This window comes from Immundisolibacter sp. (assembly GCF_028696615.1).
Lineage (GTDB): Bacteria > Pseudomonadota > Gammaproteobacteria > Immundisolibacterales > Immundisolibacteraceae > Immundisolibacter.
This window is the reverse complement of record NZ_JAQVGQ010000024.1, coordinates 1-19626: the sequence shown is the minus strand read 5'-3', so window position 1 is coordinate 19626 and position 19626 is coordinate 1. Positions and strand designations below refer to the sequence as shown.

Below are 19626 nucleotides of genomic sequence, written 5' to 3'. Positions count from 1 at the left end.
CCGTCAGGCGCAGCGCCGTGCTGTCGACGGGCGCCATGACGGTGGCCTGCACGGCGCCGGCGCGGCCCAGGCGCTCGGCGCTCGCCAGCCAGTGCAGCACCGCCTGCCCGCAGGCGGCCGACGCGCGGCCGAACACGATCTCGGCCGGATCGAGCGGAAACTCGTCCAGCACGTCGACGACGCCGGGCACAAACCGCGCCTGCGCGATGTCCCCCACCGCGCGCAGGGCGATGTCGATGCCGCAGGCGGCGCGGGTTTTCTCGAGCGCCGTGAGGCTGCCGATCAGCAGCGGCCGGCCGACGTCCGCCGGCGCGCTGGCGAGCGCCTTCAGCACCACCTCGGGGCCGATGCCGCAGGGGTCGCCGATCACCGTCGCCACGATGGGGGTCATGGGAATCCTCCTCGATAGACGCGTCTTCAGGGCGCGGTTTTGGTCACCAGCACGTCCTCCATGATGAGGTATTCGAGGTCGCAGCCAAAGAACATGTCGAGCGCGTCTTTGGGCGAGCACACCATGGGCTCGCCGCGGCGGTTCAGCGAGGTGTTCAGCAGCACCGGCACGCCGGTGCGCGCGGCCACCGCGTCCAGCAGCGCGTAGTAGCGCGGGTTGGTGTCGGCGCTCACGATTTGCACGCGTGCGGTGCCGTCCTCGTGCACCACTTCCGGGATGCGCGGCTTCCAGTGGGGGGCGACGTCGAAGGTGAAGGTCATGAACGGCGCCGGGTGGTCGGTGCCGATGATGTCCGCCGCCACGCGATCCGACACCGACGGGCAGAACGGCCGCCAGCGCTCGCGGTACTTGATCTGCGCATTGATGCGCTCGGCGATGCCGGGCGATGCCGGGTTGCCGAGGATGCTGCGGTTGCCGAGCGCACGCGGCCCGAACTCCATGCGTCCCTGCAGCCAGGCGAGCGGATGCCCGGCGGCGAGGATGTCGGCGGCCGTGGTCAGGGTGTCGTCCAGGCGCCGGAACGCCGGCCGCGCCGGATGGACAGCGCAGGCTGCCAGGCACTCGTCGGTGCTGTAACTCGGCCCGAGGTACACGTGCCGCAGCGGCTGGATCGCATCGCCGGCCGCCGCCGCCACGTAGGTGGCCGCGCCGAGCGCGGTGCCGGCATCGCCCGCCGCCGGCTGCACGAATAGCCGCCGCACGTCCGGCAGCGCCAGCAGGCGCTGGTTGAGCTTCACGTTGAGCGCCACGCCGCCGGCATAGGCGAGCTGGCCGCCTTCGGCGAGCACGGGCCCGAGATGCGTTTGCACCAGCCGCAGCACGGTGTCTTCCAGCAGCTTCTGCACCGCCGCCGCGTAGTGGATGTAGGGCTCGTCGATGGCGTCGCCCTGCCGCGGCGGGCCGAGCCAGTCGACCAGCTTCGGACTGAAAAAATAGCCCTTGCCGGCGCGCTTGTAGCGGCGCAGGCCGACCACGTTCACCAGGCGATTGTTCACGCGCAGGCGCCGGCCGTCGCAGCGCAGCAGGCGCGACAGGTCGTAGCGATCGGGGTCGCCGTAGGGCGCCATACCCATCACCTTGAACTCGCCGTCCAGCATCTCGAAGCCGAGGTATTCGGTGATGGCGCCGTACAGGCCGCCCAGCGAATCGGGCTCGTAGAACTCGGCGAGCTTGTGGATGCGGCCGGCCTGGCCGTAGCCAAAGAACGTGGTGGCGTACTCGCCGCGGCCGTCGATGCCGAGGATGGCGACTTTGCCGTCGAAGCCCGACAGGTGGTAGGCGCTCGAAGCGTGCGCGAGATGGTGCTCCACCGGCACGAAACGCGCGCCGGCGTTCGCAAAACCAAGCTCGCCCAGCATGGCAAGCGCCCGGCGGCGGTTACGCGTAAAGCGTCGGTTGCCGGCGAACAGCGCCACCAGTGCCCGATCCGGGGCGTACCAGTGGCGCGCCGCGTAGTGCCAGCGGGCCGGCGACGAGAACAGGCTGATCGGCGCGTAGGGATAGGCGATGGCGTCGACCTGCTCGGGGCGGATGCCGGCCTGAGCAAGACAGAACCGCGCCGCCTCGACCGGCTGGCGGCCCTTGGCGTGCTTGTCGCGGATGAAGCGTTCTTCCTCCGCCGCGGCGACGATCTCGCCGTCGATGAGCAGCGCCGCCGAGGCGTCGTGATTCACCGCCCCCGACAGACCCAGCACGATCATCGCGCCAGCCCCGCGGCGGTGAGCGCGGCGTCGAGCGCCGCCAGCAGCTCGGCGTCATCGGCCCAGTTGGCGCGCAGACGGGCGATGTCGCGCGCCAGGGCGCGCTCGAAGGTGGCCCGGCGCCGATGCCGGCGCAGGGCGTCCAGGTCCAGCAGCATCAATTGATTGTCCTGATCGACCAGCAGATTGGTGGCCTTGAGGTCACCGTGCGTCAGGCGCAGGCGCGCCAGGTCTGCCAGCAGCGCGCACAGGCGGTCCAGCAGCAAGTCGCGCCGCGGCGGATCGGCGGCCGGCAGCACCTGCGCCAGGGACTCGCCCGCCACCCACTCGCAGACGTACCAGGCACGGCCCCGCAGCCAGCCGAACCGGTGTTCCAGCAGCGCCACGGGCCGCGGCGTCGGCAGGCCCCACAGGGCCAGGCGCTGCGCGTTGCGCCAGCTGTGCCAGGCGCGGCTCGGCCGCCACAAGCGCCGCAAACGGTGCGCAAGGTTTTTCAGATTGTAGCGTTTGATCACCCGCACCCGGCCGTCCAGCTCCACGCGCAGCACGCTGGCGCTGTTGCCGCGCTTGAGCCATTGCGCGCGCAGGTCCTCGTAGGGCGCGTCCGGCGCGTCTAGCCAGGCCCGCAGCTGCGGCGCGTCGTCGCGGCGGTCGAGCACCGCAAACCGCCGCAGGCTGCGCAGGGCCACGAAGGCCGTGCAGCTGCGCAGCGCCTTGTCAATGCACTCGGCCTCGCGCCGGCGCCGGGCGCGGTCGAGCGCGCGCTGCAGCGTCGCACGCTCCAGCGGCGCCGCCAGGCGCCCATACAGCGCGCACCACTCGCCAAGGCGGGCATCTAGCGACGGCGGGAATTGCGCCAGCCACTGCGCGAGATTGCGCCGCGCCCGGCGCGCCGGCAGCGGCGCCCGGCCGGCGCGGATACCGGCGCCGTCGAGCGTCCAGGCCACGCCGCCGCGCACCAGAAAATTGCCCAGATGCGCGTCGCGCTGCTCGATGCCGTGCGCGTGATGCAGCGCCACCGCGCGCAGCACCGCCACCAAAGCCGCCTCGCCGAGCGCGTCGCCCGGGCTGCCTGGCAGCCAGACGGTGACGATGAGCCAGCCGGCCGGTTCGGCGCACGGCCCGGCGTACAGCAGCTCGGGCGCATCGAGCCCGCGCGCGTGCAGCGCCTCGAGTCCGCGCCGCTCGCGCGCGAAATACCGCCTGGCCCGGCCACCCAAAAACAGCTTGGCCACCACCGGCCGGCCGTCGTGTTCGAGCGTGCCGGCGAGCGTCCAGCGCCGGCCGGGCAGCACGCGCAGCGCCCGCGCACAGCGCACGCTGCCGAACCCCGGCACGGTGAGGCGCAGCGGCAGGTCGGGCGTGGCGTTCACAGCGGCAGGCGCGGCCCGCGCCCGTGCGCCTTGCGGTACAGGCGCGCCGCCTGCCGGCGCACCTGCCGCCAGAACGCACGCCCGAGCTCGGTGCGCAGCGCAGCGGCGCTGTAAAGGCGCATGAAGCGCAGGCAGTCGGTGCGCGTGAGGCCCGCATCGAGCGCCGAAAAATACAACCCGGCGATGTCCTTGACGCGCCAGCGGTGCGGCGTGCGGGCGCGCAGCTGCACCCGGTGCAGGTCGATCAGGTGCAGCTCGAGCCGGCCGCCGGGCTCGCGAAGGCCGGGACTGTCCCGGCGCAGCAGGAAATGGCACAGATAAAAATCGCGATGATTGACGCCGTTTTCGTGCAGCGTGCGGGCGATGCCGGCGAGCTGCCGCAGCAGCGCGCGCTTCAAGCGCAGGCGCGCGAGATCGCCGGCCGTGTGGCCCCAGTCGGCGCACAAATCCTCCAAGCTCACCGTGTCGTCGAGCGCGCGGGTGAGCGCGAACGACTGCCGGCGGGCCGGGTTCCAGCCACGCTGCCCCCAGCCGGCGCAGTGCAGCGTCGGCACGTGAAGCTGCGTGAGGCGTCGGATGGCGCGCACCTCGGTCGCCGCGCCCAGCACCGGCAGGCGCAGGTGCAGCAGGTTCTTCCAAATCTCCCGCCAGCCGACGCCGTGATGGCGCTTCAAGAAATACGCCTGCCCGGCGATCTCGACGCGCAGCGTCTGACGCCCGCCGGTGGCGCGGTAAACCTCGCCCGGCAGCTGCATCAGCGCCGTGAACGGGTCGGCGCCGAGCGCTTGGGCAATTTCGGGTTCGAGCTGCAGGATCATCGCGCCAGCACCTGCTCGATGGCATCCGCCGCGCGCTCGTGCAAATGCCACAGGTCGTGGCTTTGCCCGTAGGCGATGCCGGCCGCGCGCCAGGCGGGACGCTGCGGGCCGCCGAGCGCCGCGGCGAGCGCGGCGTTCAGCTCGGCCTGCGAGAACGGATCGCCGAGCAGGCGCCCGCAGCCGCTTGCCGCCACGTGTTCGGCGTAGCCGCAGACGTCCGTCGCCAGCACCGGCAGACCCGCCACCACCGCCTCGATCAGCACCGCGCCGGTGTTCTCGTAACGCGCCGGGTGCAGCAGCAGATCGGCGCCCTGCAGAAAGCGCGGGATGTCGTCGCGCCCCGGCAGGATGGTGAACCGATCGGCCACCCCGAGCCGGCGCGCCAGGCGCTGAAATTCGCCCGGTTTGTCGCGGCCGATGGCGATCAGGCGCGTGCGCGCGCGCAGCGCCTCCGGCAAGGCCGCCAGCGCCTCGATGCTGCGGTCCAGGCCCTTCATGCGAAAGCCGGAGCCGACCGCCAGCAGCAAAAACTCGTCCGGCGCGATGCCGAACTCGGCACGCAGACTCGCGCGCAAGGCGGGCGCATCCGGTCCGGCGCGGCGGTCGGTGGTGATGCCGGGCGGCAACGGATGAAAGCGCTCGGCGGGCGTCCCCCAGGCGGCCTGATAGCGCCGCGCCTCGGCGGCCGAGATGGCGAGGATGTGCGTGCGCGACCAAGGCGCGAACACCGCCCCCTCCGCCGCCACGAAAGCGCGGTAGCGGCCCGTCAGCCGGTGCCAGAACGGCCGCCTGGCCATGCGCGCCACAAAACAGCTATCGGCGGCGTAATACACGTCCAGCCCCGGCAGCTTGTTGAAGCCGACCCGGCCATCGAAACCGCGCGCCACCGCGGCAAATGCGCGGGCAAAGCGTGCATAGCGGGCGTGGTTGGCAAGCCCGCGCGCCGGCAGCAGGTGCACCGGCAGCGCCGCATCGCGCTCGCCCTGCCAGTCGAGCGTGAAGAACTCCACCCGGTGCCCGCGATCCAGCAGCAGCCGGGCGATGCGCAGCGCGTCGCGCTGCAGGCCGCCGTAGGGAAAGTATTTGAAAAGACAGAACGCGATCTTCATGGCGCCAACCCGAGGCTCTGCAACTGCGCCCACACGGCCTCGGCATCGAGCGCGCCGTAGCAGGGCGGATGCAGCGCCGCGCCGGCCGGGAACCGGCACACACGTTTCAGACACGGCGCGCAGGCAAAGCGCGCCTGCATGCGCCGCTGGCGCGCGCCCCAGGTGCCGGTGAGGGCGGGATCGGTGGCGCCGTAAATGGACACGGTCGGCGTGCCGAGCGCACAGGCCAGGTGCGTCGGCCCGCTGTCCACGCCCACCACCGCCCGCGCGCCGGCCAGCGTAGCGGCCAGCTGCGGCAGGCCAAGCGGCGGCAGCACCCGGGCATGCGGGAATCCCTGCGCCAGCGCCTGCGCCCGCTGGCGTTCGTCGGCATTGCCAAACGGCAGCAGCACCTTCAAGCCAACCTGCCCGGCGCGCGCGATCAGCGCTCGCCAATGCGCCTGCGGCCACAGCTTGCTCGGCCAGGTGCTGCCGTGCAGAAACATGAAGTAATCGCCCTGCTGCGCGGCCGGCGGCAGGCGCGCGCGGTCGATGCCGTAGTCGGGCGGTGTGGCCGACACCTCGTAGCCGAGCGCTGCCGCGAACAGGCTGCGCAGCCGCTGCACCGCGTGCTGGCGCCGGTCGACCGGCACCGCGCGGTCATAGCAGACGCTCGCCAGGCCCTCGCGGGCGCTGCGCCGGTCGAAGCCGACCCGCGGCCCGCGCGACAGCAGCGTGATGGGTGCGGTCTTGAGCAGGCCCTGCGCGTCCAGCACGCAGTCGTAACGCTCGGCGCGCAGGCGCGCGAAAAACCGCCCGAGCTCGCCTTGGCGCAGCGCCGCGAGCGGCGCGCGCCGCCAGCGGCGGATGGCCACCGCCAGCACGGCACTCACCGCCGGGTGCCAGGCGGGAATGTCCACGAAGCCCTCCTCCACCACCCAGTGGCAGTCGAGCGCCGGGATGTGCGCCTTGGCTTCCGTGAGCGCCGGCAGCGCGTGCAGCACGTCGCCCAGCGACGAGGTCTTGATCAGCAGCAGCTTCATGCGAGCAGCGCGTCGGCGGCTTCGATCACCCGGGCCGGCGCGAGGTCTTGCAGGCACTTCAGGTGCCCGAGCGGGCATTCGCGCTCGAAGCACGGGCTGCACGACAGATGCAGTGACAGCACCCGCGCGCGGTCGGACAGCGGCGGCGTGAAACCCGGATCGGACGAGCCGTACACCGCCACCAGCGGCCGGCCGAAGGCGGCCGCCACGTGCATCAGGCCGCTGTCGTTGCTGACCACCAGCGCCGCCGCGGCGATGAGGTCGCAGGCCGCGCCAAGATCGGTGCGCCCGGCCAGATCGACCGCCCCCGGCGCCAGAACGGCGATGGCCGTGGTGACCGGCGCGTCCTTGGCCGAACCGAGCAGCCACACCTGCCAGCCCTTGGCCAAATAATGGCGCGCCACGGCGGCGAAATGCGCCGCCGGCCAGCGCTTGGCCGGGCCGTATTCGGCACCCGGACACAGCACCAGCGCCGGCGCCTGGCTGCCAAGACCGAACGCCCGGCGTGTGGCGGCCACGGCGGCCGGATCGCTGCGCAAACGCGGCGAAAGCCGCGCCGGCGGCGGCGTGCCCGGCGCGGCGCCGAGCGCCCAGAAGCGCTGCACCGTCATCGGCAGGGCGCGCTTGTCCAGGCGCCGGATGTCATTCAGCAGCCCGAAGCGCAACTCGCGCACGAAGCCGGTGCGCTTGGGGATGCCGGCGAAAAACGGGATCAGCGCCGACTTCCACGACCCCGGCAGCACGATGGCCTGCGCATACCGGCCGCGCAGCGCCCGGCCGAGGCGCCAGCGTTCGCCAAGCGCCAGCGCGCCGTGGCCGATCGGCAAATCGATGGCGCGCCGCACCGCCGGCATGCGCGCGAGCAGCGGGCGCGACCAGGCCGGCGCCAGCACGTCGATGGCCGGTGCCGGCCGGCGAGTCTTGAGCAGCGCCAGCAGCGGCTCGATCATCACCATGTCGCCGACCCACGACGGGCCGACGACCAGCACCGCAGGCGCGCGTGCCTCAGGCTGCAGCGTTGCCAGCCTCGCGCACCAGCACGTACACCGCCCCGCAATAGGGGCATTTTTCCTGGCCGGTCTCGGCGATCGGCAGGTACACCCGCGGGTGCGAGTTCCACAGGCTCATGCCCGGCATGGGGCAGCACAGCGGCAGGTCACGCAGGGTGACCTCGTAGCGGTTCTGGGCGTTAGCGGGGATTTCGCGCGTCATGACAGCCTCACTTCACCGGCGTCAGCCAATCGAGACGGGCCTCGTTGCGGCCGTTGACGGTATCGAAATAACGTTCCTGTAGGGCGCGCGTGACCGGGCCGGGGCGACCCTCGCCGATGACCCGGTCGTCCAGCGAGCGGATCGGCGTCACCTCGGCGGCCGTGCCGGTGAAGAACGCCTCGTCGGCGATGTACACCTCGTCGCGCGTGATGCGCTTCTCGCGCACCTCGTAGCCGGCATCGCGCGCCAGCGTGATCACCGTGTCGCGGGTGATGCCCTCGAGCGCGGCGGTGATGTCCGGGGTGTAGATCACGCCCTTGCGGACCAGGAACACGTTCTCGCCGCTGCCCTCGGCCACGTAGCCGTCCACGTCCAGCAGCAGCGCCTCGTCGTAGCCGCAGGCCTGCGCCTCGCGCAGCGCCAGCATGGAGTTGATGTAATTGCCGGTGGCCTTGGTGCGACACATGGTCACGTTGATGTGGTGGCGCGCGTACGACGACGTGCGCAGGCGCACGCCGCGCTCGAGCGCGCCTTCGCCCAGGTAAGCACCCCATTTCCAGGCGGCGATCGCCACGTGCACCGACAGGTTCGGCGCGCTCACGCCCATCGCCTCGGAACCGTAGAACACCAGCGGGCGCACGTAGCCGTCTTCAAGGCCGTTGTCGCGGATGGCCGCCAGACAGGCGTCGGCGATCTGCTCGCGGCTGAACGGGATGTGCATCTGCAGGATGTGCGCCGAGGTGAACAGGCGCTCGATGTGCTCGGGCAGGCGAAACAGCGCCGTGCCGCGGGCGGTCTTGTAGGCGCGCACGCCCTCGAACACGCCCATGCCGTAGTGCAGGGAATGGGTCAGTACGTGCACCTTGGCCTCGCGCCAGGGAACCATTTCCCCATCGAACCAGATGACGCCGTCCCGATCTTCCATGCCCATGGCACGAATCCCCGCTTTTTGAAGACAAAAAAAGCGCCGTCCGACGGCCGTCGGCGGCGGCCGGCAAGTGTACACCGCGGGCCGGCCGGCGCAGGCGCGCCAGCGGCCGATGGATCAGCGAGCCATGCGCCGAGTCGATCGACGCTTCTCTTACACTGCCGGCGCTCCCCCACCCGCCCTGGAGTGCCGCCATGTTCCGCAAACTCGTCGCCGTCACGCTGTTCGTGTCGTTCATCGCCATGTCGACCTCGGGCCTTTTGATGTTCGTCATCGAAAGGCCGTCGTTCACCATCCAGATGCACCCGGTGCACAAGCTGTTCGGCCTGGTCATGGTGGCGGCCATGCTGGCCCACCTCACGCTCAACTTCGGCGCGCTGCGCCACTACCTGCGCAGCCGGGCGGTGGCCATCACCGGCGGCGCGCTGGTGGCGCTGCTGGTGGTGCTGTACGCGGTGGCCATCAACAACGAGCTGCCGCCCGACATCGCGCAGCCGCTGGATGCGCTCGGCGCGCAGGCCGAGTAAGCCCTGCCACCGCAGACGCGGCGGCATTGACACCCGTCAAGAACCGCGCCGGCGGCCGGGCCACAGTGGCCCCGTTTCGACCACGAGGCGGGGAACCCACACCATGAAACCAAACGACATCGATCAGCTCATCGTCGACCGGCCGGACAGCTGGCAGTTCGAGGTCAGCCGCGACCTGTTCACGGACCAGGAGCTGTTCGAGCTCGAGATGAAGCACATCTTCGAGGGCACGTGGATTTTCCTGTGCCACGAAAGCCAGGTCGGCAGGCCGCACGACTTTTTCCGCACCCGCATGGGTCGCCAGCCGGTCATCGTCACCCGCGACGCGAGCGGCGCCGTGCACGCCTTCATGAACGCCTGCCCGCACCGCGGCGCGGCGCTGTGCCGCACCGCCCACGGCAACCAGAAATTCATCACCTGCCCCTACCACGGCTGGGTGTTCGACAGCGCCGGGCGCTGCGTGGACATCAAGGACCAGGACAAGGGCGCCTACCCGCCGGCGTTCCTGAACCAAAGCCACGACCTCACCCCGGTGCCGCGCGTGGGCGTGTACAAGGGCTTCGTGTTCGCCAGCCTGAACGCCGACGTGCCGGCGCTCGAGGAACACCTCGGCAACACGCGCCCGTTCATCGACATGCTGGCCGGCATGGGGCCGGACGGCATCGAGGTGCTGCGCGGCAGCTCCACCTACACCTACCGCGGCAACTGGAAGATGCAGTGCGAGAACGGCATCGACGGTTACCACTTCACCACCGTGCACGGCAACTACGTGGGCGTGTTGCAGCGGCGCCTGGAAAGCGCCGGGCGCCAGGACCGGGTCAAGTCCGGTTTCGACAAGAACGCGCTGGCCGGGCGCACCGGCTGCTACGACCTCGGCCGCGGCCACGCCATGGTCTGGAGCACCTTCCCGCGGCCGGAAAACCGCCCGCTGTGGGACAGCGCCGACGAGGTCAGGGCGCGCATGGGCGAGGTGTACGCCGAGTGGATGCTGCGCCGCCAGCGCAACCTGCTCGTGTACCCCAACGTGAACCTGATGGAGCAGGCATCGTCGCAAATCCGCGTCTGGTTTCCGCTCGAACCCGGCCTCACGCGGGTACAGATCTACTGCATCGCCCCCAAGGGCGAGAGCCGCGGCCAGCGCGAGCGGCGCATCCGCCAGTACGAGGACTTCTTCAACGCCACCGGCATGGCGACACCGGACGACCTGACCGAATTCGAAGCCTGCCAGCAGGGCTTCCAGGCCCGCTACGTGGCCTGGCAGCAGGGCTACGACCGCGGCATGACGCGCATGGTCAAGGGCCCCGACGAGCTGGCCCGCCAGCTCGGCATCACGCCCGAATCGAGCGGCCCGGACATCATGGACGAGACGCTCTACTACGGGCAGTACCGCGAATGGCGGCGGCTGATCGGGCGCGGCGTGGCCGGCGGGCGCTGACGGTTGAGGAAACGGTTCATTCGGCGGTTGCGTCCGGGGCGGGATGCCCCGGCATGAATCGATGGCGGCAAGCCCTTGATTCATTGCTCACAGCGCGGGCGTGTGCCGCGCCGCAGCGAGATGAAGAATTCCAGGAACGGGATTTTTCGGCGTTTCCTAAAGGCGATTCCCGTGCGCGGGCTGCGCACCCCTCTCCCGCTCGCAGGAGAGGGGCCGGGGGAGAGGGCCAATCGACACCTGTTCGAGCCGGCTCACCCCGGCAAAACGCCCAAATCGCTGTCGTCCTTGAGGCCGACGCCGGTCAGCTGCAAGCGCAGCGCGGCCCGGCACAGGTAGGCGAGCTTGTGGGCGGCCAGCGGGTAGTCCAGACCCTGCGGGCGCACGTTGGAAATGCAGTTGCGCTCGCCGTCCGTGCGCCCCGGGCGCGGCGCGAAGGTGAGATAAATGCTGAGGCTCGCCGGCGAACTCAAACCCGGCCGCTCGCCGATCAGCACCACCACCAGTTGGGCGCCGAGCGCCGCGCCGATGTCATCGCCGATCGCCACCCGCCCCTGCTCGACCAGCACCAGCGGCGTGTTCTCCCAGTCGGTGTCGAAGCGGCTTCGAAACTCCGCCAGCAGTGGCCGCACGTGTTGCTGCACGGCGCACGACGACAGGCCATCGGCCACCACGATCGCCAGTTCCGCCGCCGCAGGCTGCGCGGCCAGCGCCGCCCGGTCCGCCTCGCGCAGGCGCCGCCCAAGATCGGGGCGCAGCAGGTAATCACGACGCCCCGGCGCCTGGCTGCGGGCGCGCAGCACCCGCCAGCCGTCGGCGGCCAGTTCGCGCTGCAGCACCTCGCAGTCGAGCGGTCGCAGCACCGCATCGCGCGCCTGCGCGTGGGCGAGGCCGAAGCGCAGCACCTCGTCGGTCGGCAGGCTGGCACCGACCCGGCCTAGCGCGATGCGCGCCGCGGTGTGGCGGCGCAGCGCCTGCCACGGGTTGTCCTGCACCAGCGTGCTGACCGCAGGCGACGACTCGATCGGCCCGCTCACAGCCGCGGCAGCCCTTGCAGCAGGCGGTGCGCGTGACCGATCTGCCGCAGCCGGCCCTGCGCGTCCGCAATGCCCATACTCGCCAGCCAGGCCTCGAACTCCGGCGCACGCTTCAGGCCCAGCAACGCGCGCAAGTAGAGCGCGTCGTGGAATGAGGTGCTCTGGTAATTCAGCATGATGTCGTCCGCGCCCGGAATGCCCATGATGAAGTTGACCCCGGCGTTGGCGAGCAACGTCAGCAGGGTGTCCATGTCGTCCTGGTCGGCCTCGGCGTGGTTCGTGTAGCACACGTCGCAGCCCATGGGCACGCCGAGCAGCTTGCCGCAGAAGTGGTCTTCCAGTCCCGCGCGGATGATCTGCTTGCCGTCGTAGAGGTATTCCGGGCCGATGAAGCCGACCACGGTGTTGGTGAGCAGCGGCCGGAACTCGCGCGCCACCGCGTAGGCGCGCGCCTCGCAGGTCTGCTGGTCGACGCCGTGGTGCGCGCCGGCCGACAGCGCGCTGCCCTGCCCGGTCTCGAAGTACATGACGTTGTCGCCGAGCGTGCCGCGCCCGAGCGACAGCGCCGCCTCACGCGCCTCGCGCAGCAGCGCGAGCGACACGCCGAAGCTCGCGTTGGCCGCCTCGGTGCCGGCGATCGACTGGAACACCAGATCGACCGGCGCGCCCTGCTCGATGGCCTTTATCTGCGTGGTCACGTGCGTCAGCACGCAGCTCTGCATGGGAATGTCGAAGCGCGTGCGAAGCTCGTCCAGCATCTGCCAAAGACCGTGCATGGTGGCGAGTGAATCGCCGGCCGGGTTGATGCCGACCACCGCGTCGCCGGCGCCGTACAGCAGCCCGTCGAGCGTGCTCGCGGCGATGCCCTTGAGGTCGTCCGTCGGGTGGTTCGGCTGCAGGCGCACGGCCAGATGCCCCGGCAGGCCGATGGTGTTGCGAAACCGCGTCACCACCCGGCACTTGCGCGCCACCAGGATCAGGTCCTGATTGCGCATCAGCTTGCTCACCGCGGCCACCATCTCCGGCGTGAGGCCGGGGGCGAGTGCCGTGAGCGCGGCGCTGTCTGTGCTGTCCAGCAGCAGCCAGTTGCGGAAATCCCCGACCGTGAGGTGGCTCACCGGGGCGAAGGCCGCCGCGTCGTGGCGGTCGACGATCAGGCGGGTGACTTCGTCGGTTTCGTACGGAATCAGCGGCTGGTCGAGGAACGTGCGCAGCGGCAGGTCGGCCAGCAGCAGGCGCGCCGCCATGCGCTCCTCGTAGCTGGTGGCGCCGAGGCCCGCCAGGTAGTCGCCCGAACGGGCCGGGCTGGCCTTGGCCAGCACGTCCCGCAAATCGGCGAACACGTAACCGCGCACGCCGACGCTGCTGCGGTAGGCCATGCGTCACACCGCCGCGGCGCTCAGGCCCGCTCCAGCAGGGCATCGGCGGGCGCCTTGGCGCGCTGGTGCGCCGTCAGCTGGAAGTACACGTAACCCACCACCATGAATCCCGCAAACAGCGCGCCGATCAGCGGATTGAACCAGGCCATCGCCAGCAGGCATACCACCGCCAGCGCCAGCGCAATGGCCGGCACCACGGGATAGCCCGGCGCCCGGAACGGTCGCTCCAGGGCCGGTTCGCTGCGGCGCAGTTTGAACAGGCTCGCCATGCTCAGGATATACATGACGATGGCGCCGAACACCGACATGGTGATCATGGCCGCCGTCAGGCTCATGCCCTGCAGCTTGACCACGCCGTCGCTGTAGATGGCGGCGATACCGATCAGTCCACCGGCAACGATCGCCCGATGCGGCGTGCGAAAGCGCGCGTGCAGCGCCGCGAGCGCCGGCGGCAGGTAACCCGCGCGGGCGAGTGCAAAGAACTGCCGCGAGTAGCCCAGGATGATGCCGTGGAAGCTCGCCACCAGCCCGAACAGGCCGATCCACACCAGCATGTGCAGCCAGCCGGAACTGGCGCCGACCACGGTTTTCATCGCCTGCGGCAACGGGTCGTTGATGTTGGACAGCGCCTTCCAGTCGCCCACCCCGCCGGCCAGGATCATCACCCCGAAGGCCAGCACCAGCAGCGTCAGGATGCCGCTGATGTAGGCGAGCGGGATGGTGCGCTTGGGGTTCTTGGCCTCCTCGGCGGCCATGGCCGCGCCCTCGATGGCAAGGAAAAACCAGATGGCGAACGGGATGGCGGCGAAAATTCCAGCCAGCGCCGCGCCGCCGAACCGTTCGCCGCCGGCCCAGCCGTTCAGCACGAACTGGCTCACGCTGAATCCCGGCGCCACCACGCCCATGAATACCAAAAGTTCCAGCACCGCCAGCAGCGTGACGACGAGCTCGAAGGTGGCGGCGATCTGCACGCCCAGAATGTTGAGCCCCATGAAGACCACGTAGGCCCCGACGGCCGCCGTCTTCGGATCGAGCGCCGGGAACTGCACGTTTAGATACGCGCCGATGGCGAGCGCGATGGCCGGCGGCGCGAACACGAATTCGATCAGCGTGGCGAACCCGGCGATCAGCCCGCCTGTCGGCCCGAACGCGCGCCGGCTGTACGCGAACGGCCCGCCCGCGTGCGGGATGGCGGCCGTCAGTTCCGTGTAACTGAAAATGAAGGCGGCGTACATGCTGGCCACCAGCACCGTGGTCACCAGAAAGCCCAGCGTGCCCGCCGTGCCCCAGCCGTAGCTCCAGCCGAAGTATTCGCCGGAAATCACCAGGCCGACAGCGATGCCCCACAGGTGCAGGGGACCCAGACTGGACTTGAGCTTGGTGGTCATGACGGTGCCTCGCGCTATGCCATCGGGGGACGAGCCGCAGTTTTGGGTGCAAAAAGCCTGCCATTACGCCATCGACCACCGGCGCGCCATTGCCTGCCGGCCGCCACAGCCACCCGTGCGCCAGCCGTGTGCACGGCAGCGCAGCGTGCGCCGATCCTGGTGCAGGCTCAGAGTTTGTGAAGAAATGCGAGTCCTGCGCATTTCTTGCGTCGCACGTCCGGTACACGCCCGGACGTGCTCCCGCGAATCAAGCCCTTGCGTGCTCGATTCGCGTCCGGCCATCCCTGGCCGGCCTGAGAGCTTGAAAAATTCACAAGCTCTCAGTGAAAATCCCGCGACTCGACCGCCAGTCCGCCGAGCAGGTGCGAGGCGTCCTCGACACGCCCGGCCACCACGTGGATCACGCCGTCGGCCGCCTGCAGGTGGCCGTGCACCAGCATCAGCCGGGCACCTAGCACGGCCTCACGCTGCGCCTGCAGCACGCGCGGCCAGACCACCAGATTCACGCTGCCGGTTTCGTCCTCCAGCGTCACGAACACCACGCCCGACGCCGTGCCCGGCCGCTGGCGGTGGGTGACGATGCCCGCCACGCGCACCAACCGCCCATCCGGCAGGCCGGCCAGCGCCGCGGCGGTGCAAACGCGCCGGTGATCGAGCCGGCCGCGCAGCAGCGCGAGCGGGTGGCGGCCGAGCGTGAGGCCAAGGCTGCGGTAATCGGCCGCGATGTCCTGCCCCTCGCGCGGGGGCGGCAGCGCTACCGGCGCCTCGCGCGGCGCCTGCCCGGCCAGCAGGTCGCGGCTGCGGCGCACGCCGGCCGCCTGCCAGTGCGCGCCGTGGCGGTGCCCGGCGAGACTCGCGAGCGCCCCGGCACCCGCCAGCGCGTCGAGCGCGCGCCGGCCGAGTCCGGCCCGCTCGGCGAGATCCTGCACCGAGCCAAACGGCCCCGCCGCACGCGCCGTGACGATCCCCTGCCCTTCTGCGGCCGGCAGGCCGCGCACCTGATTGAGACCAAGCCGCACTTCGGGCGCGCCGTCCGGACCGGCCTCGAGCGTGCAGTCCCAGGCGCTGCGCTGCACGTCCACCGGCCGAAAGCACACGCCCATGCGGCGCGCCTCGTTGATGAGCTGCGCCGGGGCGTAGAAGCCGAGCGGCTGCGAATTCAGCAGCGCGGCGCAGAACGCGGCCGGTTCGTGGCACTTCAGCCAGCAGGAGGCGTAGGTGAGTAGCGCGAAGCTCGCCGCGTGGCTCATCGGAAAGCCGTAGCTGCCGAAGCCGAGAATCCGCCGGTAGATGGCTTCGGCAAAGTCGGCGTCGTAACCGCGCGCCGCCATGCCGGCCAGCAGCTTGTCGCGAAACCGGTCGAGCCCGCCCTTGCGCTGCCAGGCAGCCATCGAGCGGCGCACCTGGTCGGCCTCGCCCGGCGTGAAGCCGGCGGCGCGGATGGCGATCGACATCACCTGTTCCTGGAACAGCGGCACGCCGAGCGTCGGCGCCAGCACCTGGCGCAGTTCGTCGCTCGGGTAGTGCACGGGCTCCAGGCCCTGCCGGCGACGCAGGTACGGATGCACCATGTCGCCCTGGATCGGCCCCGGGCGCACGATGGCGACCTCGATCACCAAATCCCAGAACGTCCTGGGCTTCAGGCGCGGCAGCATGGACATCTGCGCCCGGCTCTCGATCTGGAACACGCCGGTGGTCTCGCCGCGGCCGATCATGGCGTAGGTGGCGGCATCCTCGGCCGGGATGTCCTGCAGCCGAAACGGCCGCCCGCGCCGGGCACCGACCAGCTCCAGACAGCGCCGCAGCGCCGACAGCATGCCGAGCGCCAGCACGTCCACCTTGAGGATGCCCATCGCGTCGAGGTCGTCCTTGTCCCACTGGATGACGGTGCGCTCGGCCATGGCGGCGTTCTCAACCGGCACCAGTTCGCTCAGCGGCCGCTGCGAGATGACGAAGCCGCCGACGTGCTGCGACAGATGCCGCGGCATGCCGGTCAGCTCGCGCGTGAGCCTGAGCAAATGGCGCACGGTGGCGCCGTCGGGCGCCAAGCCCTGCTTTTGCAGCTGCGCCGGAAGCGCCGTCTCGTCGTCCCACCAGGCCAGCGCGCGGTTCACGGCATCCACCTGCTGCACGGTGAGACCGAGCGCCTTGCCGACGTCGCGCAGCGCGCCGCGCGTGCGGTAGCACTGCACGGTGCAGGCGAGCGCCGCCCGCTCGCGGCCGTACTTCTGGTAGATGTGCTGGATCACCTCCTCGCGGCGCTGGTGCTCGAAGTCGATGTCGATGTCGGGCGGCTCGCCGCGCTCCTTCGAGATGAAGCGCTCGAACAGCAGGTCCATGCGCGCCGGGTCGACCTCGGTCACGCCGAGCAGGTAGCAGACCGCCGAGTTGGCCGCCGAGCCGCGGCCCTGGCACAGGATGCCGCGGCTGCGGGCGAATGCCACCAGCTCCTCGACGGTGAGGAAGTAATGCTCGTAGCCGAGCTCGGCGATCAGCGCGAGTTCCTTGTCCACCTGCGCGCGCACCGCCGGCGGGCAGCCGTCCGGGTAGCGGCGGCGCATGCCGGCCTCGGTGAGCGCGCGCAGGTGCTCGGCCGCGCTCATGCCGGGCGGCACCAGCTCCGCGGGGTACTGGTAGCGCAGCTCGTCGAGGCGAAACGTGCAGCGCTCGGCGATCGCCAGCGTTTGTCCGAGCAATGCCGCCGGGTAGAGCTTTTGCAGCACCGAGAGTTCCCGCAGATGCCGCTCGGCGTTCGGGAACAGCGGCGCCGCCGGGTCGTGCACGTGCGTGTGGGCGCCGATGCAGGCCAGCACGTCCTGCAGCGGCTGGCGCTCGCGCACGTGCATGTGCACGTCGCCGCTCGCCACCAGCGGCCGGCCGAGCCGGCGGCCAAGCGCCGCGAGCGCCGCATGCCGCACGCGGTCCTGCGGATGCAGCAGGCGCTCGAAGGCCAGCCACAGGCGGTCGGCGAAGCGCGCCGCCAGTGCCTCGGCCTCGCCGGCCAATGTCGCCTCGTCGATACCCTGCGCCGGCCAGCGCGGCAGCCACAGCGCCAGCAGGCGATCGGTGCCGCTGTCGAGATCGGCCAGCGTCAGCCGATAGCGCCCCTTGGGGCTGCGCCGGCGGGCGTGGGTGATCAGCGCGCCGAGCTGCGCGTAGGCGGCCTTGTCGGGCGCGAGCAGGACCAGCTTCGGGCCGTCCGCGAGCTGAAACTCGCTGCCGATGATGAGCGGCAGGCGAAGCGGCTTGGCCGCCTCCCAGGCACGCACGACGCCGGCCAGCGAGCACTCGTCGGTGAGCGCGAGCGCGCGGTAGCCGAGCCCGGCGGCGCGCGTCACCAGCTCCTGCGGATGCGAGGCGCCGCGCTGGAACGAGAAATTCGACAGGCAGTGCAGCTCGGCATAGCCGCTCATTGCCACAGACCATGCAGGTAGAAGGCGCCGTCGCGAAGATCCCGATACACCCAGCACAGGCGCCCGGCGTCGTCCTCGGCCAAAAAGTAGTCGCGCCCGGCAGCGCCCTGCCACCAGCCGGCCTCGATGCGCTCGGGCGGACCCAGTAAACGCGCCGGCGTCAGGCGCTGCGGGGTCGCCAGCAGCCAGGGCGGGCGCGGCGGGTGGTGCGTGCCGGCCACGGCATTTCGATCACCGACACCCGGTTGCTCGGACGTGGTCATGGCGTGCTCCGGCAGTCGATCCGGGCTCACCGCGATCTGCCGCAGCGCCGCCTCGCCAAGGCGCGCCGCGAGCCGCTCGCGCAGCTCCAGCAGGCGCTCGCGAAGCCGCGCATCGGCGCCGAACAGGTCGTCCTGCTGCACCGGCGGCGGCTCGAAGCGGTCCGCCGCGAGCGTCAGCTCCAGCACGCCGTCCGGCAGCTCCAGGCGCTCCAGGCGCTCGCGCAGCACCCGCAGCAGGCGCGCCGCATCGCGCGTCGGCGCCAGAAGCCCGATGACGTGCGCGGTGACCCGCCGGCGCGAATCCGCAAAGCGCAGCGTGAAGGTCTGCACCGCCCGGTCGCGGGCGCGCAGATACGCGGCGAATTCGCCAAGCAGCATGCGCAGCGGAAACAACAGCGCCTCGCGACTGTCGACCGGCTGGTCGAACTCCAACCGCCGCCGGTAACGCGCCGGCGGCGTGAACGCGCTCACGGCTTCCGGCGCACGGCCGCACAGGCGCTCGAGCGCCAACACCGCCTCGGGCCCCAGGCGCTGGCCGAGCGCGGCCGGCGCGATCGCCAGCACCTCGCCGATGCGCCTGAGGCCGGCGTCGGTCAGCAGACGCAGCGCCGCTTCTTCCAGCGGCAGCAGGGACAGTGGCAGACGCCCGATGGCGGCGAGGATTTCATGCACCGCCCGCACCGGCCGGCCGAGCCCGGCCCCGGCGCGCGCCAGCAGCAGGCTCGCCGCCAGCGTGGGGGCGATGCCGAAATGCACCGGCTGCGGCGGCTGGTCGGCCCCGATGGCGCCGATCAATCCCGCCCAGCCGCCAAACGCTGCCGCGCTCGGGCCGATCCGCACCCACGCCGCCTGCCGCTGCGCGCACAGCGTGACCGGCGTGCCGAAACGATAGGCCCACAGCGCAAGACCCTCGAGCGCGGCGCGCTCGGCCGCCGGCCGGCGGCGGCGCGTGAGCAAACCCGGCACACGCGCCAGCGCGGCCGGCAGCGGCAGGCCGGGCGTCAGCCCGCGCTGCGCGGCGGCGGCATTGACGGCATGCAGCCACTGCCGGCTGCCGGTCTGCTCGTATACCGCCGCAGGTTCGGCGGGTGGCAGCGCCAGCGCCGCCAGCGGCAGGTCCGCACACCACGCGCACAGCCAGGGCATGACCGCCGCCTCATGCCGCGCGCAGGGCTCGGCGAGCACAAATCAGCGCGCGCCGTGCGGGACAGGATGGCCCCGCGGAAATCACCGGCGTGAGACCGTGATTTCCGGAGCGCAGCGCGGGCGTGCACCGCGCTGCAGCGAGCCGAAAAATTCCAGGGAGGGAATTTTTCGGCCTGCCGATGAACCCATTTCCGCCGACATATCGCCGTGCAGCAGGCTGTGGCCGGCACGCCGGCCGCGACACCTCAGCACCGTCACGCGCAGCCGGCCGTCGGCCGCCGTCACCGCCAGGCGCAGCGCCGCGTAACCGGCACCGTCCGCCGGGCCGGTACCGAAGCAGACCATCAGGCACTGCGCGGCCGCGGCCGCCAGTTGCAGGCGCCGCCCGGCGTTGGCCAGCAGCGGCGCACCCCAGTACACGACGGCGC

General features: G+C 71.2%; 16 protein-coding genes and 1 pseudogene. 2 read left to right on the top strand and 15 right to left on the bottom strand.

Annotated elements, in window-relative coordinates; genetic code table 11:
* From PHC73_RS03130 to PHC73_RS03090, 9 genes are all read right to left on the bottom strand, one after another.
* Positions 1-391 (bottom strand): 4-hydroxythreonine-4-phosphate dehydrogenase PdxA (locus PHC73_RS03130; RefSeq protein ID WP_300124348.1); only part of this gene is annotated, 391 nt, incomplete at its 3' end.
* 26 nt (positions 392-417) lie between these two features.
* Entirely contained in the window at positions 418-2151 is a 1734-nt protein-coding gene (locus PHC73_RS03125) for a carbamoyltransferase C-terminal domain-containing protein (protein WP_300124345.1), read from the bottom strand.
* Complete coding sequence (locus PHC73_RS03120) at positions 2148-3524, bottom strand: lipopolysaccharide kinase InaA family protein (RefSeq protein ID WP_300124342.1); 1377 nt, start codon at positions 3522-3524, stop codon at positions 2148-2150. The genes PHC73_RS03125 and PHC73_RS03120 overlap by 4 nt, the downstream gene beginning before the upstream one ends.
* Positions 3521-4342, bottom strand: coding sequence for a lipopolysaccharide core heptose(I) kinase RfaP (rfaP, locus tag PHC73_RS03115; protein ID WP_300124339.1), 822 nt, complete (start codon positions 4340-4342; stop codon positions 3521-3523). Before rfaP ends, PHC73_RS03120 begins: the two co-directional genes overlap by 4 nt.
* Entirely contained in the window at positions 4339-5451 is a 1113-nt protein-coding gene (locus tag PHC73_RS03110; RefSeq protein ID WP_300124337.1) for a glycosyltransferase family 4 protein, read from the bottom strand. The genes rfaP and PHC73_RS03110 overlap by 4 nt, the downstream gene beginning before the upstream one ends.
* Positions 5448-6473 carry a lipopolysaccharide heptosyltransferase I gene (gene waaC, locus PHC73_RS03105; RefSeq protein ID WP_300124335.1) on the bottom strand — a complete coding sequence of 342 codons (1026 nt, stop codon included), beginning with the start codon at positions 6471-6473 and terminating at the stop codon, positions 5448-5450. The genes PHC73_RS03110 and waaC overlap by 4 nt, the downstream gene beginning before the upstream one ends.
* Complete coding sequence (gene waaF, locus PHC73_RS03100; RefSeq protein WP_300124332.1) at positions 6470-7462, bottom strand: lipopolysaccharide heptosyltransferase II; 993 nt, start codon at positions 7460-7462, stop codon at positions 6470-6472. The genes waaC and waaF overlap by 4 nt, the downstream gene beginning before the upstream one ends.
* 16 nt (positions 7463-7478) lie before the next feature.
* Entirely contained in the window at positions 7479-7685 is a 207-nt protein-coding gene (locus tag PHC73_RS03095; protein ID WP_300124329.1) for a zinc-finger domain-containing protein, read from the bottom strand.
* Between the two features lie 7 nt (positions 7686-7692).
* On the bottom strand, positions 7693-8616 hold the full coding sequence (locus tag PHC73_RS03090) for a branched-chain amino acid transaminase (RefSeq protein WP_300124327.1): 924 nt from the start codon (positions 8614-8616) through the stop codon (positions 7693-7695).
* Positions 8617-8807: 191 nt separating this feature from the next.
* On the opposite strand from PHC73_RS03090, the gene PHC73_RS03085 reads away from it, so the two are divergent.
* Together PHC73_RS03085 and PHC73_RS03080 are read left to right on the top strand one after the other, a co-directional pair.
* A complete protein-coding gene (locus PHC73_RS03085) occupies positions 8808-9140 on the top strand; it encodes a DUF4405 domain-containing protein (protein ID WP_300124325.1) in 333 nt (110 codons plus the stop codon).
* 103 nt (positions 9141-9243) lie between these two features.
* The gene (locus PHC73_RS03080; RefSeq protein WP_300124323.1) at positions 9244-10575 is read left to right on the top strand and encodes an aromatic ring-hydroxylating dioxygenase subunit alpha; all 1332 of its coding nucleotides are present in this window, start codon (positions 9244-9246) and stop codon (positions 10573-10575) included.
* 251 nt (positions 10576-10826) lie between these two features.
* On the opposite strand, the gene eutC is transcribed toward PHC73_RS03080, so the two are convergent.
* The 6 genes and pseudogenes from eutC to PHC73_RS03050 form a co-directional block, all read right to left on the bottom strand.
* A complete protein-coding gene (eutC, locus tag PHC73_RS03075) occupies positions 10827-11609 on the bottom strand; it encodes an ethanolamine ammonia-lyase subunit EutC (protein ID WP_300124321.1) in 783 nt (260 codons plus the stop codon).
* Positions 11606-12988 carry an ethanolamine ammonia-lyase subunit EutB gene (locus tag PHC73_RS03070; protein WP_300124318.1) on the bottom strand — a complete coding sequence of 461 codons (1383 nt, stop codon included), beginning with the start codon at positions 12986-12988 and terminating at the stop codon, positions 11606-11608. Before PHC73_RS03070 ends, eutC begins: the two co-directional genes overlap by 4 nt.
* 20 nt (positions 12989-13008) lie before the next feature.
* A complete protein-coding gene (eat, locus tag PHC73_RS03065) occupies positions 13009-14376 on the bottom strand; it encodes an ethanolamine permease (RefSeq protein ID WP_300124315.1) in 1368 nt (455 codons plus the stop codon).
* Between the two features lie 320 nt (positions 14377-14696).
* A complete protein-coding gene (locus PHC73_RS03060; protein ID WP_300124312.1) occupies positions 14697-17789 on the bottom strand; it encodes an error-prone DNA polymerase in 3093 nt (1030 codons plus the stop codon).
* Positions 17786-19198, bottom strand: coding sequence for a DNA polymerase Y family protein (locus tag PHC73_RS03055; RefSeq protein ID WP_300124310.1), 1413 nt, complete (start codon positions 19196-19198; stop codon positions 17786-17788). Before PHC73_RS03055 ends, PHC73_RS03060 begins: the two co-directional genes overlap by 4 nt.
* 81 nt (positions 19199-19279) lie before the next feature.
* A pseudogene (locus PHC73_RS03050) lies at positions 19280-19626 on the bottom strand (hypothetical protein); the annotation flags it as partial.

Coding starts and splice junctions, on each gene's coding strand:
- PHC73_RS03125 (WP_300124345.1), bottom strand. CDS start 2,151: ATGATCGTGCTGGGTCTGTCGGGGGCGGTGAATCACGACGCCTCGGCG.
- rfaP (WP_300124339.1), bottom strand. CDS start 4,342: ATGATCCTGCAGCTCGAACCCGAAATTGCCCAAGCGCTCGGCGCCGAC.
- PHC73_RS03110 (WP_300124337.1), bottom strand. CDS start 5,451: ATGAAGATCGCGTTCTGTCTTTTCAAATACTTTCCCTACGGCGGCCTG.
- waaC (WP_300124335.1), bottom strand. CDS start 6,473: ATGAAGCTGCTGCTGATCAAGACCTCGTCGCTGGGCGACGTGCTGCAC.
- PHC73_RS03095 (WP_300124329.1), bottom strand. CDS start 7,685: ATGACGCGCGAAATCCCCGCTAACGCCCAGAACCGCTACGAGGTCACC.
- PHC73_RS03090 (WP_300124327.1), bottom strand. CDS start 8,616: ATGGGCATGGAAGATCGGGACGGCGTCATCTGGTTCGATGGGGAAATG.
- PHC73_RS03085 (WP_300124325.1), top strand. CDS start 8,808: ATGTTCCGCAAACTCGTCGCCGTCACGCTGTTCGTGTCGTTCATCGCC.
- PHC73_RS03080 (WP_300124323.1), top strand. CDS start 9,244: ATGAAACCAAACGACATCGATCAGCTCATCGTCGACCGGCCGGACAGC.
- PHC73_RS03070 (WP_300124318.1), bottom strand. CDS start 12,988: ATGGCCTACCGCAGCAGCGTCGGCGTGCGCGGTTACGTGTTCGCCGAT.
- eat (WP_300124315.1), bottom strand. CDS start 14,376: ATGACCACCAAGCTCAAGTCCAGTCTGGGTCCCCTGCACCTGTGGGGC.
- PHC73_RS03060 (WP_300124312.1), bottom strand. CDS start 17,789: ATGAGCGGCTATGCCGAGCTGCACTGCCTGTCGAATTTCTCGTTCCAG.
- PHC73_RS03055 (WP_300124310.1), bottom strand. CDS start 19,198: ATGCCCTGGCTGTGCGCGTGGTGTGCGGACCTGCCGCTGGCGGCGCTG.